Below are 15,490 nucleotides of genomic sequence, written 5' to 3' on the forward strand. Positions count from 1 at the left end.
CGGCATCTCCAATACTGCCGGGCGCATCAGTGCAGGTAACGGCAATGACCAAATTATCGGCTACGGTACTACTGTAGGAATCGAGGGCAATGGTGTCAATGTCGTTGGCATTGATGGTGGGACTGGTGACGACTTGTTCAAAGCAAGGAAAATTAGCGGTTTAAACGCTCAAGGCAATCCGATTGAAAGTGCCAATCAAAATGGATCTGTTTCTAATATCTTCATTAATGGAGGCAAAGGAAAGGATATCTTTGACGTTGGATTCGGAACTGCCAAGTTAAGTGGTGGTCAAGGCTACGATACCTTACTGCTTCCGGTTCTCGGTAGTGGCAGTTACACCATTGGAACACCTGATGTCAATGGCTTCTTCCAGATTAAGAATACTGCCAGTACAAATGTTTTGACAGTCAGCGGTATTGAACATATCTTATCTGGTGGTGTGACTCTTGTTTAAGGTGATCTCGACGCTTTGAAAAAGAAACAAAAAAGGCACTCGTCTGGAATTCAACGAAAATACGCACCATGTCGAGAGCGATTGCGCTCCTCTCTAAAGTGCAATCATTTGATTACATCTCAGAGGCTAAAGTCGAATGGCACTAAGAAAACGTGAAACCTCGTCTGGGCAAGGTGTTGGGTGTAGTGTGCTGGGTGTAGTGTTTAAGACAATTAAACTTTAGTTGCTCAAGGAGTTCCACATCTTCTTGCTTTCCCACACCCTCCAAGCCAGTTAGATCAGGAGTTTGCGCTTAACTTAGTGCCATTCGGCTAAAGTCTACGGCTCCATTGTAGACTTCGGCTGACCAAATCAAGCTCTTGTGCAGGGGAAGTTCAGAGGAGTTACGAGTATTTATTACTACTAAGCCACCTCGAATACATTTACTTATTTGTCTTTCCCTGCACAAGAGCGCGATAAGATTGCTCAAAAACAGCTTGCCTCAACAAATAACGCGCACACTCTTGATACCATTTCCCTTAGCCCCAAGGGGAAATGACATTGATAAACAAACTAGTTGAATTGTTATACCAGTCTGAGTACGATTACATCTTTGACAAAAGCGCGATCGCCTTCATAACCCAACAAATCACCCCATCCATTGCACCCAATCGGGAGCATCTGCAACCAACTGGCCAAATTTAAGAGGCTCAACCTCATCAAACTCCAGCATCGTGCCCCAACGTTCATCACTCGTTAGGGTACTAAGGAACTCTTTAACCGATTCCACCCCATACTCCACCCTCTGAATCACTAATTGGGCATAATATTTAACCTGCTGCCACCAAGAATCACTTAGGCTATCTTGTCCGTCCACACCCCCCAATAAAAAAGAGCAGGGGAAGCAGGGGGAGAGGTGCAGCGGGGGGAGAGAAAAGTCGTTTAACAACTCTCTTTCTTCCCCAGCTTCCCCAGCTTCCCCAGCTTCAAGTGCCGCGTCCACACCCCCCCAATTATTACTTCCATCTTCATTAGTAGGGGGGTTGGACGGAGTGTTAATGCCATACATAGACTGCATCCTAGCTGCATGAGCCGCGTGTTTGTCCTGTTCTTGCTGCCGCCTCTTTTGTTTCTCCTCCCTCTGCCGTTGCCGATACTCCAAAACCTGCTTTGCAAACACCACATCATCAGTATTCAGTCGATAGTACCTAACTCGTTTGCCATCCTCAACAGGCCGCCTCGACTCAGTAGACAACCCAAGTTGTAAAAGATACTGGCTCAAAATCCACACTGGGGTTTCATCAAGCGGGATGGTCAAGTTGAGAATACCTTTAATGTGCGGTACATTGCGTTTGGAGAAATCTGCCAATGCTTCAATCATCGCCTCATCCCCTTTGATCTCAACCCCATCGATTAAATCCGTCAACACTGCCCTCAATCCCAGCCGATGACGCATAAGCCAAGACGTGGAATAATTACCCCAGTCTGTACAAACGGCAAGGCGATCGCGTTCCGACTTATCTCGTTCGGCCACTACATCCGGCGGCGTAACGAACTCCCGCCCATGTTCGTCACTGATGGCTTCTCCTGGCTGGGCTAAGATTGCTTCCAATGCAACAATCTTTTTAATTAACCGCCCACCATCGTCTTTTTCGACCAACTCAGGGGTAACGCTCATGCCGTAGGTGTCATGAATACGAAACTTCTCACACTCTAATGCTTCTTCTGGCTTGAGGTAATCTTGGTGCTGCCGTGCGGTATATGTTCTCCTGTCAATATCCTTGGCATTGGCCACTTTGCGATAATGCTCCTCATCTATAGCAACCCCTGCCGCCTTCATCCACCTAGAAGTTCCCTCATCAACGCTATCACCTGCTGACACAATCGTATTGCCCATTTCCTCAAGAAGCGATCGCAGATCCGACCGTAAATTATTGATAGACCAGTTCCTTTGTGCCTCAATCTGACAGCTGGTGTCCAATGCCCAGTCTTTCTCTGCTCCACGCTTACCCGTTTCTTTATCGATGCGGATTAAAAACGCCGTCATTTCGTTCTTTTGAAGAATCTGTTCCTTGATGTGACGAGCATTAGTTTCGGCATAACCAAATGGGGGACGAGGTGCAACCCAAACGTGCAATGCTACATTATGACGATAGCGCCATAACTGTTGAGCGCATTCTGTGGCTGATTGGGACACAGCGTGAAACACACCAAACACGGCATCAAAATGATACGTGGAAATGTCAACACCTGTGCCGAGACTGGGAGTGGTCAACAGTGCATCAATATCTTTAATTGCAACGTTAATCTCCCTGATGAAGATAACATTCTCCTCACTACCGCTATTGTCTGAATGAATAGCCCAGACTTTTATCTGTTGGTCTGATTCTGACTCTGGTGTATCATCATCAAGCAATGGCTCAAGTCCATTCAAAGCACGTTCCAACTTTTTGATAAAGCGTTTAGAATCGCTCACCAGCATCAACTTCTGACCTAACATCAGTTGAGCGTGAAACACAGCGACTATTGCGCTACTATTAGGCCCCTCATACCAATGAACCTGACGACCACCTGAGCGATACTCATTCTTGATGATGTATGGCTTTTCGCCCTCTGATCGCATTTTCATGAAGAAATCAATCGTCAAATCATCAAGGTGAGCATCTGCCAGAACTACTAACTTTGCGTTGTAGACGAGATACTCCAATACCTCCAAAATAGCTCCCCGATGTTCCTTGCAGGTTTTGGACTTTAGCAAGTGAGCTACATATTGACAGGCTTCGTCTATAAATAGAATGTCGTAAGCCTGCAAATCATTCGCCATTTTATACAATGAATCTACAGTGATGCTGAGGGCTTTGGCTTTTGACCAATCGCCACAGGATATAGCAGAATACATCGCAGTTTGCAGGCGATCGCTCAGGTTCTTCAACAGATTAACCCGATGCCCGTTGTTCAAAAAGCTGAGTTCGGGGTTTTCTTTTCTGAGAATAGCCAAGAGTTCAGTTTTACCAGTCCCCATATCAGAGGCTAAACAAACTACTCCTGATTTTGGTAATGTATGGATGACTTGGGATAGATAACGAGTATTGACGGTAATATTCGGCTTATACTTGTTGAGTCCTCTTGAGCGATTGACGAAAAATCTTTGCCGATATTCTTGCAGGGTAAGAGCATCAGCAATCATCGTTGATACTGCTTTTTCTGCTTTGTTGCCCAGAGCCACAACCCAGTCATCAATGCCTTTCTCTGGCCCTGGCAAAATTGCAACTTCACATTGACAATCAAGTTCGAGAATAACTTGACAGGTGCGGCGAGTTGCTTGAAAAACGTGTTGTTTGGCTTTAGGCTTGGTTTCGTAATCAAACAGAATGATGAACTTTCGCCCCTGTTGTGCCATCGGGACTAAATCAGGGTGCAGTCGCTCGAAATCTGACTTGCCAACTCGACCATTCCAAATCCCAGGAAGTGCGATCGCTACATAGCCCAACGATAAAAGACAACCAGCCTTTTTTTCTCCTTCGGTAAGAAATACAGGAATTTGGGGGTGTGCCATCACCCAAGCCCAAAATCCCAATGCTTCGCCTGATTCGGTGATCGTGATTAGTTCTGGCATCGGCACATCATAACGGAGGGATACCAACTTCCAGATGTGTAACGACACTCGCAGATAAGTGACACGGTTGGGGGTTTTAGGTGGGGATTCGTACTTGATGGGCTTTTCGGTGTACTGTTGGGTTTGTTCGTCCCATTCAAAACGGGGGTTGTCGGGCTTCATCCTTCCCCAATCCATTGGCAGCCAATCGTTATGAGGGTCAAGTCCACTTGCCCACCATGCACTATTTATGTGAGAGTATCGTCTCAAGTCTCCTTCTCGTAACCGTCCATCGTTTCGTCTGGCGCTTTGGGGCAGGGCATACAACAGATATTCGTATACTTCATCGCCACCCAGAGAACGGACATTTAATCTCACCAGATCTGGGTCAACACCTGAATCAATAACCCATTCTTGCCAATGATTTGGAGCTAAAGCGTGATTGTTTGAAGCTTCCATATTTCCCCTCCAATATTTTTAGGCATGAAAAAGTAAGCAGTATCGCGCATACGTACCACTGAAAAGCAAAGTGCTAGGGCTAGAAGCCAGAATTCAGAAGTCAGAAGTCAGAATTGAATTGGGTAAAATGCTTTGAAGAAGAAGTAAGAAAAGTGTAGTGAATGGATGATTTAGCGGTGTTTAATTCAGTAACGATATTGCATTTCCAACTTGCTTATTCTGATTTCTGACTCTTGAGTTCTGAGTTCTTGTTTATGAATTAACGAGCATTGGGCTTTTTGTAGTGAGCATCTATTTCTCCTGAGTTAGGGAAACTGTTGAATGGATTTGATAGTACACCTGAACTAAGAGCGAGTTTATTATACAGCAGGTAAGCGAAAGTCAATCAACAATCAAGCGGATGAATATTTTCTACAAATCGTTGATTTTGTGCCAAAAACTGGATAATTAGAAAACGTTGAAGTCTTATTTAACGTCGCTCCAGTTACCCAGTAAGCCTTAGCTCAAATGCAATACAACCAACTCGAATCCTCGTGATAATTGCTCATGGCGATGACGGGAATCAATATATTTGACTCTTCAAAACTCCAAGATTCCAAAGCAACTCGCATAGCATCACTGATTATTCTTCCTATCAATCCAGAAAACACTTCTGTTTGAAGATGGGTAAATGCCAAACTATTCGCTCTGACATATCCCCACTGTGTAGAATCTGTTCGACAATCGTAATGTTGAGTAATCCAGCCTTTCGGGTGTGTTTGAATCAGTGGAGTTAACGCAGGCATAACTTGTTGCTGATGTTCAACAAATGCATGACGAGCATTGTTGTGCTTGGGATGCGAGGTGAAAACCAAGCTATGTTGTGTTCGTTCTCCAGGGATGAAACTACGACAATCAAAAAAAGTCATAATCTCTAAATCAGTCTGCTTATCCAAAAATTGAGTTTTCTTATCTGCCAAACAATCAGGCATTTTAGCCTTGCCGTAGTTGGCATCTAATAAGCGGCGGCGTTTTGCTTCCCCCATGATTTGACTCCTTCTGAGTAAAATAAATCGAATTATTGTGTCCGTGAAAAAGCTTTTGATTAACCGCACATCAGAACCATTTGTCTTTACCTGCTCCCCCCGGTGTGTGGTCGGAAAGTAAGATTGATTCGAGTGCTAACTACTTTGTTTGTTTTTGGAACCTGATGCAGATGTGTGGACTGACAGCCTGGGTGCATCACAAGCAAACTGCCATGCTCCAGCCAGAAGTCTGTCGGTTTTCCACTGATTGGTTTAATCTGAAATTTTCGTGCTGCGCCCAAACTGATAGATGCAATGGCTGGGTTAACCCCCATCGAAGATTCATTATCGTTGTGCCACCCTATCGAGTCTTGGCCGCTTCTGTACTGATTCCCAATGACGATGCGGAAACTGTAGCCGGTGGCAGCAGTAATCCTATCTCTGAGGTCGGCTAGTGGTTCTGTCCAGGGCAGGGGCTTCAAAAACACGCTATTGGAATAGAGGTAATCACATCCCCTATCACCATAAATGCACTCAAGACGAGGCACGGGAATAATCTTGCCCACCATTCTGATGTGATTCTGCTGCCATTCGAGTTGTTTGCAGTGCTGATAAAGTACGCCTGCCTCTTGGATGGTCAGAAAGTCGGGGTAGTAGGTAACGGGTAAAACTGGGGCGGGTTCATCAAACAGATTGAGTTGTTGCATATTACTGTTCTCCCTGTGACCAGAGTTGTTTCAATGCTTCTTGTTTTGCTGCTTCTAAACGCTCTTGTTCTTCGGGCGACACCTCACCAATCAACTGCTGTACTTCCGTCCGTTGCTTGTGCTGAATCTGTTGGGTGATGGCAGCTGGTAAGGCGAGTGATTTATCTTTGCCTTGCCCTGATGGTCGGAAGTTACGACGACGGAAGATATAACGGAAGTGGCGCTTGTCCTGCGGGGGGAGCGATCGCCATACCTCGGCATCCCAACCAGGGGGTATGAAGTCGGTTGATGGTGGCAGTAGGTTTTGAATTTGGGATTGCAACTGAGCGAGCGCCTTGCCTTGTTCTTCGATTACCGTGCTTTGCTGTTGGAGCTTTTCCCAGAGTTGTGCAAGTAATTCTGAGGTTTGCGGGGCTAACTCTGCTTCACGAGTTTTAACAGCAAAGTAATTTTGTGCAGCAGCGATCGCACTTTTGCGGGGGTCGCCATTCATTGCCACCAAATAACAGGCGTGTCGTGAGAGCTTATAATCTTTCAGCACTTCCCGAAATGCCTGAGAAGCCCCAATTTGCGCCATTTGGACGACATCGACCAGATGGTGGGATTGGTCTAAGCCGGAATTTTTAGCGCTGATTTTTGCCCTTTCAACGGTGTCCTTGATTCTTTTCCAAGTTTGATAACCCAGTAGTGTTAACAATTCTGTAGCTAGCCAATACTCACTCCCATCACTATCAACTTGTTTAATTTGGTCAAATGGACTGGGGTGACTTTCATCGAAAGTGATTGCATCCATAATTTTTCCCCTGTTGATGTATGAACCTGTCGCAGCACTTCATGTACCTAGTTAACTTTTAAGTTTTGTAAACAGGTGTGTTATTTTGGTAGCGAACACATACACAACACCCATTTGTCTGTTGCGATCGCATTCTCTCTCTAGCGGTCGCTCTTACTTTTTCACCAACGTCATTTGCTTTTTGCTAGTGAAAGCCCCAGCCTGCTTGAGTGCCGCAGTTGGGTTCGGGTGTGCGAAAAACTCCTCGATTGCTTTAGTCAGCCCCGATGCAACAACTGGGTCATGGCAAGCATAGATATAAACTGATTGCTGAGTGCCATTGACGAGGCGGTTTTCTTGGCGAGATCCCAACTGGGGGTAAAACGTGCGAACCCATGTCCCCAGATGTCCCCGGTAATGGGAACCACTGAGAGGGACTTTTTTACCAAGCTCACTCTCTGCAAAGTTGACCACGCCTAACCAGCGCTCTTCTGAAGGGGTTAGCAATTTTCTGTTGTGTTCAGCCAAGAGATTTGCGGCAAAGTCTTTAAAATGCTGCTCAATGTAAGGATTGAGTCTGCCCCCGGTGAGGTCAGCTAAAGTTTTCATTGCGTCCACCAAAGTTTGCAAGCGTTGCTCAACAGGAGGAAGGGCAGGGGTAGGTGGTTGAGGAATTGGTTGTATTTGTGCCTCAGCGATCATCACTTTTGTCAAGGTTCTGTTGGCCCAGACGCGGAACTCGACAGACACCCAGCGAGCTATATCAATGGCGATTTCTGGATGAACCCAAGTCCCTTGAGAGCTAGCACGCCCTGATATTTCGATGACAAGTGACGATATGGGGATTCCCATATCGTGGACAAGTGCTTGCAAATACTCGGTTGTAGACTTCAGTCTCATGTAATCAGCCAATAATTTCTTATTAGCTTTAGCCATTTGAGAAGCATTCACATAACCCTTGGGGATAGCATACTTTCTTACTTCCCCGTCTTGAGCCATTTGATTAATTTCAGAGTCACGCCATAAATGTGTCAACATAATTAATCCTTTGAGTATTGCTCAAACAGTTGATAAATCAGACATTCACCCGTACTAAATCCTCTTCCCGCACCAAACAAAAGCGACTGGGCATAGTGTTTGGTTGAGGAATAGCAGGGGATACCACTTCGACCAGATAAAACCAGGAAGTATGAACAAGCCCAATCCCCAAAACTAACCTTTGCTTTGTCGGGCGATCGCAAGAACTCAACAGCACACACTCGCCCAACATAAAAGTTGGTTTTTTCAGATTGGTGTCCTTTAGCCGACCAGTACCAAGAATTTGATGTTTTGTTGCGTGTATAACGTCGTCTTTAATCTCGATAATGTAATTCCAAGAATCCCGATACCACTGCACACCGCAACAGTAACCAAATGTCCTGAGTCCCTTAAGATAGACTTTTTCCAACAAATTGACCTCAACGGGTGGTATTTCTTGACCCCAAGGTGGCGAGAGAAACCAGCATTTTTCTAACTCGGTGATTGCTTCCATTACGCTTTTCCCTTCAAAAGATAATTGATGGCTTCGGTGTCAAGAGCAGCAATGCGTTTTTTGATTTGCTGTGGTGGATTTTCAAGGAACTGTTTGAGATGCCAGATTCTAATTTCGTAATGCTTGGGATAGCGCTTATTCGCTTTGAGCCAACCCCGATGCACCCACAAACGAATAGTTGATAGATTCAGCGAAAGAATATTAGCGATTTGATGGCAGGTGTAGTTGTCTAAGTCAGTAAATTGTCTGGTCATTTGCAACTCTCCGATATTTGATATAGAGAGAATATTCAGCAGTGAGATTTATTCTGATTGTTGGAGCTTGTGAATAATCCGAGCGCTGATAGATTCAAAGTCAACCTGAAAAATATTCAAATCAGTCAGAATTTCCCCAGAGTTATATCGGTCTGTTATGTACTGCTTGATTGCTGATTCGTTCAGCCCATCAGGAATATTGATATGAGCCTCACTAGTGATTCTTTCAACTACAGTAACGATGAGTTTCATGGGATAAACCTGTGTAATGAATTGATGAGAAGAAGCCAGAATATTAACGCTCTCTGGCTTCTGTATTCTTCAAGCTGCTCCTACTTTTGCCCCTTGTAACTGCTGCATCCACTCGTTGATTGCCACCAACTCATCAACTCCCTGAGCAACTGTATCAACCACTTGCTTTTGATATGAAGACTCGGCATGATTCGGGTGTTCAGTTTTATCAGCAGCCCAAGCAAAGCACATTGTTTTCACTAGTTCATCAACTTTACTAATGTGCAATTGGCTGGGGCTAATAGCATCTTGAAACTGCAACCACTCTTTTACTAAATCCAGTGGGTAATCAAGCAAAGTGCGTATTTTTCTGACTCGTAAATCTTGCGGAGCTACAGTAGACGGTGGCTGAGTTCGTGCCCCACCTAATAACGTTTGAATGCCGTGAATGATTGCTCCCCAGTCAGCGTTCGGGTTCCATTCTGCCCTGATTCTTACTTTAGTAGCCGCATCATATAACCGACAAAATACTGTATTCTCTTCGCCAGAAGTAACAGCAAGAATCAGGGGTTTAGAGAAGTCTTGTATAAGTGATGCAGACAAAAGAAATGTTTTCGCAAAATTGGTTTCTATGCCAGTTCTGATGATATAAATCTCATCCGCAGCGACAACAATATCTAACTTCATATTGTCCTTCCCTTTGTATTCTTTCGCTGTCAAACGCAGTTCTGATAAATAACCTGTTAAACCACGTTGTTGTACAGGAATTGTTCTATCCTGGTCAATGTTGTAGTGGTACCACAAAAATGATTCACCGCTGACTTCACCGTTTTTAACATACAAATAAATTGGTTCTGGAGGATTGCAAAGACCTAGTTTAATTTCAGTACTCATGTTGACCTCTTTTCAATTCAAAATTCAAAATTCAAAATGCAAAATTAGGAAGAAACATCATGTAGTGATGATTTGTTTTGAATACAAGCTCCCTTAATTTGAAAATTCAAAATGCAAAACTCAGATTGACTCTTCAATTTTTAATTTTTAATTTTGCATTTTGAATTCCCGAAGGGTTGTTCCAGGTTGCAAAGAAATCGTGCAATTCTTCAACGCTGGTAATCGCTGTCTCCCACAAGTAGGGGAATAGTTTACTGATAGTGTCTGTCTTGATTTGGGAGCAAATAATTAATCTGTCTTGTTGAGGAATGAGAACTATGGTGTATCTGCGGCGTTTGTTATTCTTAATTCTGTAACCAGAGTACTGATTGCGTTGAATAAACTCGTAATCATCGTGTTCTTCAATGCAATCTCTAGCTAAAGAATACAAATCATCAGATGGTGTTAATACTCTGATTTCAGTAGAAAGAACAACAGGTTTACCATCGACGACTTCAACAATCTGATTGATTTCAAATTTCACAGTTATGGCTCTTTAATTTTAGGAATGGTGTGGCATAATGGAATATTTAGGTGAAATGTATCTTGAAGTCAGTGGCGATTGCCTGAATAAAAGCACTCATTCAGGCAGTCGCTTTTCCCTAAGCAGAACTTTCCGATCCAACAGAAGATTTTTGATTGACCTTCAGTTCGTGCTTTAAGTAAGACAGCGCAGTTTGGGCATCCCCAATTGTTAAAGCAGGTTGATAATCAAGGGCTTTAAAATCTGGGTGTTTGGCTATCTCTTCAATAAATAATTGAGCCGCATCAATTAATGTATGCAAATTAGGATGAGACATTTTATTGCTCCTACGAATTCAATTCAAAATTGAGAATTCAAAATTCAAAATGAAAAGAACCGATTTTGAAGTGATTCATTTTGAGTACAAGCTTCTCCAAATTATTTGAAAATTGGGGTATTTAATTAATAAGGGCTTGATTTTGCGCTGTTCGTCTTAATTTTGAATTTTGCATTTTGCATTTTGAATTGTTTGAGTTGTTATTGCATTTCCTCAACAATTTCCAACAGAAAACCGCAGCCAGTGTTTTGCACTTTCACAAGCTTTCTATCGAGCAAATATTGAATAGCCACATTAGAAAACTTGATAGTATGCAATGGCGCACAACCTCCACGGCAGCTTAACGAGCGCAATAAATTAGCAGCAGTCAATTCGGAAAAGTTATTCTGTGATTTAGCCATTTGTGCTACCTCCAGTTACATTTGCTAACTGTTGCTTGAGAACGTCTATTTGCTGCTGATGAGCGTCAATTTCAGCAGTGATTTGTGAGAATAATTCTTGTCGTGAAAGCGTTTTTATCTGATGCTCTTGGTAATGCAGCAAGTCTTGGGAATTCTTATGTGGGATCAAAGAATAACGCCAGCCTTGTCCATATTCTTCTGCCAGAAAAGTGTCTTGGGCGTAGTACTCAAGCCCAACGATAATTCCTTGCTGTGTGCGTTCACCCAACGTAAAGCGGGGATACTCCCAGCCTTTGGGTATCGTGATCATGGGTTGCATATATTTAATTGGTGATTGAAGGGATTGGTGGAATTTTGGGAGAAAATTACTGAGGTTTATCCCAATCCGGTTGGTTATGTTTAAAACAAGTAAATCGTTATTTTTGTAAGGAGTGGGCATCAAAGCCCACTCTTTCCCTTACGCTGCCACTGCCTCGTACTCCAGCAGCCTCCACCATTCGTCAGTCGTCAGTTCGTCAAATGCCCTGTCCAAGAGTTCATCGCAACACACAAAATTCACCAATAGCGATCGCACTGACTCCATTGCAGAACTACACGCTACCTTCTGCTGAATGTCTGAAGAAGCGCGGATGACCCACCATTTGCCCTCTGTGCAGCCGACTTCGCCCAATTTCACATCATCCCGGTAAATACCATCAACGAGCAATTCCAACCCGTAGTTTTCGCACTGGTTGAATATCTGCACCATGATTTCGTTACCAGTGGTAGCTAATTCTTTGTCCTGTACTGGTGCTACGTATTGCTGGTAATCTTGTTCTCCCTTGCTCCCTGCGCCCTGCCCCCCTGCTTCTTCTTGCACTGGTAATGTGCCAGCTTTGTAGTGTGTACAGATGTAGCGGTGGCACTGCATTGGGGTGGCTGCACGATGGACTTCCGCACCGTTCACTATCACCACCCAGCGTTGCGTCGCAAAGTCATCGGCATCATGGGTGATTGCAGCTATGAGTTTGTCCCCGGTGTAATATTCCTGGTCGTAGAAGGATATTTCGACTATCGTTAGTTCTTCGGGTGCTACGACTTGGGCTTGGTCTGCGATGTGGCGGTTCAGTTCGGCTTGGGCGATGGTTTGTTCGTCAACCTTCTGAAGCTGGGCGGACTGGTGAGTGATGATTGCGCTAATCCAAGCATCCTTGCAGCGTTTGTCGCTTACTTCGACTGTGCAGGCGATTTCGCTGTAGATTTGCTTCAGACGGGCAATAGATTTCAGGTGCAGCTGTTGATGAGTGTATATTGCATGAGTCATAATTGATAAGTTCTGTAAAAGGACTAGAAAGCGCTCTAGATTCGCAGTCGGGGGCGCTTTCTTTATAAAAATTTTACCGTAAAGAACTTTACGCGTCAATGTATTTACGCAAAGACTTTTTCGTTAGACTATTGATATAAGTCTCTTTATGGGTAAAATACCAATGTCGCGTGTAGCTGAATTAAGAAAACGACTTGACCTCACACAACGGGAATTGGCCGATTTAGTTGGGGTTACTGAAACCACTGTTCGTAACTGGGAAAATAATCGCAGTGGGGTTGAATGGTTTGAGAGAATCGCAAAGTTGTGTGATGCTTTGCGATGCACTCCTAACGATTTGTTTGGATATCAGCAGATCGGAGAAAACGAAGAAGATGCTTGACTCTAAATTCATCAATTCTCTTACCTCCTCAGCTTCAGCGTTTTTAAAACACCAATCCCAAAGATCCACCATACCCAGAATCTATTTGCACTTCACTCTGAGCAAGAATTACTGAATTATCAGAGGTGGGAAATCGTGTCTCAATCATTCCCCAAGCGCAAAAAAGCCACCATCTCCCCATCTCGCAACCCAGAATCGCCAAACTCAGACATCTCCGTTCCAGAAGATCCAGCTTCAGCAACAATTAACGTTACTACTGTTGAAGTACCAGAGTTGACCGAGCAAGAGCAAAGCGATCGCTTGCACCTCACATTCCGCAGGTAAGTGAAGATATTGATGGTATTTTTGATGAATGACACCATTAGTATCAGAAATAAGAGTACAAGATATTGACCAAGTAAGGGATAGTGGCAGGTATCATTGACCAAATGTGTAAGGCAAGAGCAAATCAACCAAATATTAGGCACTCATCACCAAGAAATAGTCACACCAGGTCAAGCAGTCAAAGCAATGATTCTCAATGGCTTAGGCCTGTCAGTGCGCCGTTGTACCTGTTTGAAAAGTTTTTTGTAGGTAAAGCCACAGAGCATCTATTGGGTGAGGGAATAAGTCCAGAACATCTCAATGATGACCGTTTAGGGAGGGTGTTAGACAAATTATATGAGGCGGGGCTAACACAAGTATTCGTCACAGTCGCGTTAGCAGCAGCCGAAAAGTTTGAGGTAAAAACAGATAGTTTACACCTGGACTCGAGTTCATTTCATGTGCATGGAGAATACCTCAGTGCAACAGATGAAGCCGCACAAGAGGAAAGAGCAATAGAAATTACCTATGGTTATTCACGAGATCATCGCCCGGATCTCAAACAATTTATTGTGGACTTGATATGCAGTGGAGATGGAGATATTCCTTTATATCTGAGAGTAGCAGATGGTAATGAAGCTGACTCGGCAGCATTTGCGCGGATTCTCCGAGAGTTTAGGCAACAGTGGCAGATAGATACTTTGTTTGTGGCAGATGCTGCTCTCTACTGTGAAGAAAATATCAAACAGATGGATTCTTTACGTTGGCTATCAAGAGTACCAGCCACCTTAGCGACGGCACAATTTCTCTTAGACAACATGAGTCAGGAAGCACTTGTCAACAGTGGAGTAACAGGATACCGGATTGCTGAGTGTTGTAGTGATTATGCTGGAGTCAAGCAGCGTTGGTTAGTAGTCGAGAGTGAGGCTCGTAAGCAAGCAGATTTCAAGCAATTAGAAAAACGTCTAGCCAAGCAACTGGATAAAGCTCAGTCTCAACTGCGACAGTTATCGCAGCAAGAGTTTGCTTGTGCAGCAGATGCGCTACAAGCAGCAAACTTATTGAGCAGCAAGCTGCGCTTTCATCAACTCCAAGACTTAGAAATTCTTGAACACTGCCGTCACCGCAAACCAGGTAGACCTAGCAAAAATACTCAACCCACTCACTACTGTTATCAAATTCGTGCTGACCTCGTACAAAAACCTGAAGCAATTGCTACCGAACAATTACGCGCAGGTCGCTTCATTTTGGCCACCAATGTCATAGATGTCAACGAGCTAACTAGTGATGACTTGCTCAGGGAGTATAAAGCTCAACAATCTACCGAACGGGGTTTCCGTTTCCTCAAAGACCCACTTTTTTTTACTGCCAGCGTCTTCCTTAACTCTCCCGAACGGGTGGCAGCATTGGCAATGGTGATGGGTCTGTGTTTATTAGTTTACACTTTAGGGCAAAGGGCACTGCGCCAAGCTCTGGAGAAAGCAAAACAAACCATCAGTAATCAGTTGGGTAAGCCGACTGCCACTCCTACTCTCCGTTGGGTATTTCAGTGTTTCATGTCAATTCATCTGCTAACGCTCGCTGACGTTAAACAGATTGCTAATCTTACTGATGAGCGACGTTGGATTCTCCAGTTTCTTGGTGCTCCTTGCCGAAAATATTATCTGCTTACCTGACTTACCTGCGGAATGTAGGTTTTGAGTCATCTTGGAATAATTTGACGCGGGAAGTGGATTTTTAACTTACCAATTTTACCTGAGATGACAACAGTTATAAATTTTTATTTCGTTTGAGTTTTCTTTTCTCAAAACAGAACTTTTTTCCTCGATTTCCCCTTTTCGTTGTCAGCCAATTACCGTAAATAACCTGAGTATTTATACTTAATTAATCGCTCAAATTGTTTTTTTAGCGATCGCTTCCCTCGCCACAAGCATCGCCTCTCACAAAAGAATAGTTATTTTGTACTATATTTTGAATTTCAAGATGGGGGTTAATACTCTATTTATTTCAAAATGAGAATTGCTGTCAAGTAATAATGATGAAATTAACGCGAGTCCTGGGCGGTTTTAAGAAAATGCAGTCAGAAACACAAATTGATTGACTTGCCCAAAAGCTCTGTTTATAAGGGTTATAGAGAGGAGCGACCGCTCCCCTTCCTTGCTCGCTCGCACCTATGAACGCTTGCGAGGGGAAATCAAGAGAAAAAACGACTCCTAAAAATTTAGAAGTCGGTTAAAGAAAAGTTAGTTGTTATTTAAGAGAAGAAGAACAAAAGGCTTAACTACACCGCCTCAAATTTCCATTTGAAGTGATCAGCTTGTTGGTTAGGCCATTGAAGGACATTTGCTCCATCCTTTGTCTGCGCTCCATCCACAGCTAATG

Annotated in this window: 16 protein-coding genes and 2 pseudogenes; 4 read left to right on the forward strand and 14 right to left on the reverse strand. The window is 43.8% G+C overall.

Translation table 11 applies throughout. The features are described from left to right. Window positions 1-454, forward strand: a pseudogene (locus AC5JL8_RS35425) (hypothetical protein); the annotation flags it as partial. 628 nt (window positions 455-1,082) lie between these two features. Here AC5JL8_RS35425 and AC5JL8_RS35430 read toward each other — a convergent pair. The 14 genes from AC5JL8_RS35430 to AC5JL8_RS35495 form a co-directional block, all read right to left on the reverse strand. Further along, window positions 1,083-4,487, reverse strand: a complete 3,405-nt coding sequence (locus AC5JL8_RS35430) for a plasmid replication protein, CyRepA1 family (protein WP_495884376.1) — start codon at window positions 4,485-4,487, stop codon at window positions 1,083-1,085. A gap of 503 nt (window positions 4,488-4,990) precedes the next feature. Next, complete coding sequence (locus AC5JL8_RS35435) at window positions 4,991-5,512, reverse strand: hypothetical protein (RefSeq protein WP_495884377.1); 522 nt, start codon at window positions 5,510-5,512, stop codon at window positions 4,991-4,993. 86 nt (window positions 5,513-5,598) lie between these two features. Then, window positions 5,599-6,198: an alpha-ketoglutarate-dependent dioxygenase AlkB family protein gene (locus AC5JL8_RS35440; RefSeq protein ID WP_495884378.1), complete on the reverse strand. Its 600-nt coding sequence runs from the start codon at window positions 6,196-6,198 to the stop codon at window positions 5,599-5,601. A gap of 1 nt (window position 6,199) precedes the next feature. Continuing rightward, window positions 6,200-6,991: a BRO family protein gene (locus tag AC5JL8_RS35445; protein ID WP_495884379.1), complete on the reverse strand. Its 792-nt coding sequence runs from the start codon at window positions 6,989-6,991 to the stop codon at window positions 6,200-6,202. A 153-nt stretch (window positions 6,992-7,144) separates the two neighbouring features. Then, complete coding sequence (locus AC5JL8_RS35450; RefSeq protein ID WP_495884380.1) at window positions 7,145-8,008, reverse strand: KilA-N domain-containing protein; 864 nt, start codon at window positions 8,006-8,008, stop codon at window positions 7,145-7,147. 37 nt (window positions 8,009-8,045) lie between these two features. Continuing rightward, window positions 8,046-8,501 (reverse strand): DUF1392 domain-containing protein, encoded by a 456-nt coding sequence (locus AC5JL8_RS35455; protein ID WP_495884381.1) that lies wholly within the window; start codon window positions 8,499-8,501, stop codon window positions 8,046-8,048. Then, window positions 8,501-8,755, reverse strand: a complete 255-nt coding sequence (locus tag AC5JL8_RS35460; RefSeq protein ID WP_495884382.1) for a MerR family transcriptional regulator — start codon at window positions 8,753-8,755, stop codon at window positions 8,501-8,503. Before AC5JL8_RS35460 ends, AC5JL8_RS35455 begins: the two co-directional genes overlap by 1 nt. A gap of 48 nt (window positions 8,756-8,803) precedes the next feature. Next, entirely contained in the window at window positions 8,804-9,007 is a 204-nt protein-coding gene (locus tag AC5JL8_RS35465; protein ID WP_495884383.1) for a hypothetical protein, read from the reverse strand. 69 nt (window positions 9,008-9,076) lie between these two features. After that, window positions 9,077-9,880 carry a hypothetical protein gene (locus AC5JL8_RS35470; RefSeq protein ID WP_495884384.1) on the reverse strand — a complete coding sequence of 268 codons (804 nt, stop codon included), beginning with the start codon at window positions 9,878-9,880 and terminating at the stop codon, window positions 9,077-9,079. A gap of 133 nt (window positions 9,881-10,013) precedes the next feature. After that, a complete protein-coding gene (locus AC5JL8_RS35475; protein ID WP_495884385.1) occupies window positions 10,014-10,403 on the reverse strand; it encodes a hypothetical protein in 390 nt (129 codons plus the stop codon). Window positions 10,404-10,521: 118 nt separating this feature from the next. Next, on the reverse strand, window positions 10,522-10,719 hold the full coding sequence (locus tag AC5JL8_RS35480) for a hypothetical protein (protein ID WP_495884386.1): 198 nt from the start codon (window positions 10,717-10,719) through the stop codon (window positions 10,522-10,524). 200 nt (window positions 10,720-10,919) lie between these two features. Beyond that, complete coding sequence (locus AC5JL8_RS35485; protein ID WP_495884387.1) at window positions 10,920-11,120, reverse strand: hypothetical protein; 201 nt, start codon at window positions 11,118-11,120, stop codon at window positions 10,920-10,922. After that, a complete protein-coding gene (locus AC5JL8_RS35490) occupies window positions 11,113-11,439 on the reverse strand; it encodes a hypothetical protein (protein ID WP_495884388.1) in 327 nt (108 codons plus the stop codon). Before AC5JL8_RS35490 ends, AC5JL8_RS35485 begins: the two co-directional genes overlap by 8 nt. 138 nt (window positions 11,440-11,577) lie before the next feature. Beyond that, window positions 11,578-12,423, reverse strand: coding sequence for a hypothetical protein (locus tag AC5JL8_RS35495; RefSeq protein ID WP_495884389.1), 846 nt, complete (start codon window positions 12,421-12,423; stop codon window positions 11,578-11,580). A 163-nt stretch (window positions 12,424-12,586) separates the two neighbouring features. On the opposite strand from AC5JL8_RS35495, the gene AC5JL8_RS35500 reads away from it, so the two are divergent. The 3 genes and pseudogenes from AC5JL8_RS35500 (at window position 12,587) to AC5JL8_RS35510 (ending at window position 14,784) form a co-directional block, all read left to right on the forward strand. Continuing rightward, window positions 12,587-12,805, forward strand: coding sequence for a helix-turn-helix transcriptional regulator (locus AC5JL8_RS35500; RefSeq protein ID WP_414569429.1), 219 nt, complete (start codon window positions 12,587-12,589; stop codon window positions 12,803-12,805). A 135-nt stretch (window positions 12,806-12,940) separates the two neighbouring features. Beyond that, window positions 12,941-13,129 (forward strand): hypothetical protein, encoded by a 189-nt coding sequence (locus AC5JL8_RS35505; RefSeq protein ID WP_495884390.1) that lies wholly within the window; start codon window positions 12,941-12,943, stop codon window positions 13,127-13,129. 28 nt (window positions 13,130-13,157) lie between these two features. Further along, window positions 13,158-14,784: pseudogene (locus AC5JL8_RS35510) on the forward strand (IS1634 family transposase). The last annotated feature ends 706 nt before the right edge of the window (window positions 14,785-15,490 follow it).

It is taken from the genome of Mojavia sp., assembly GCF_059505145.1.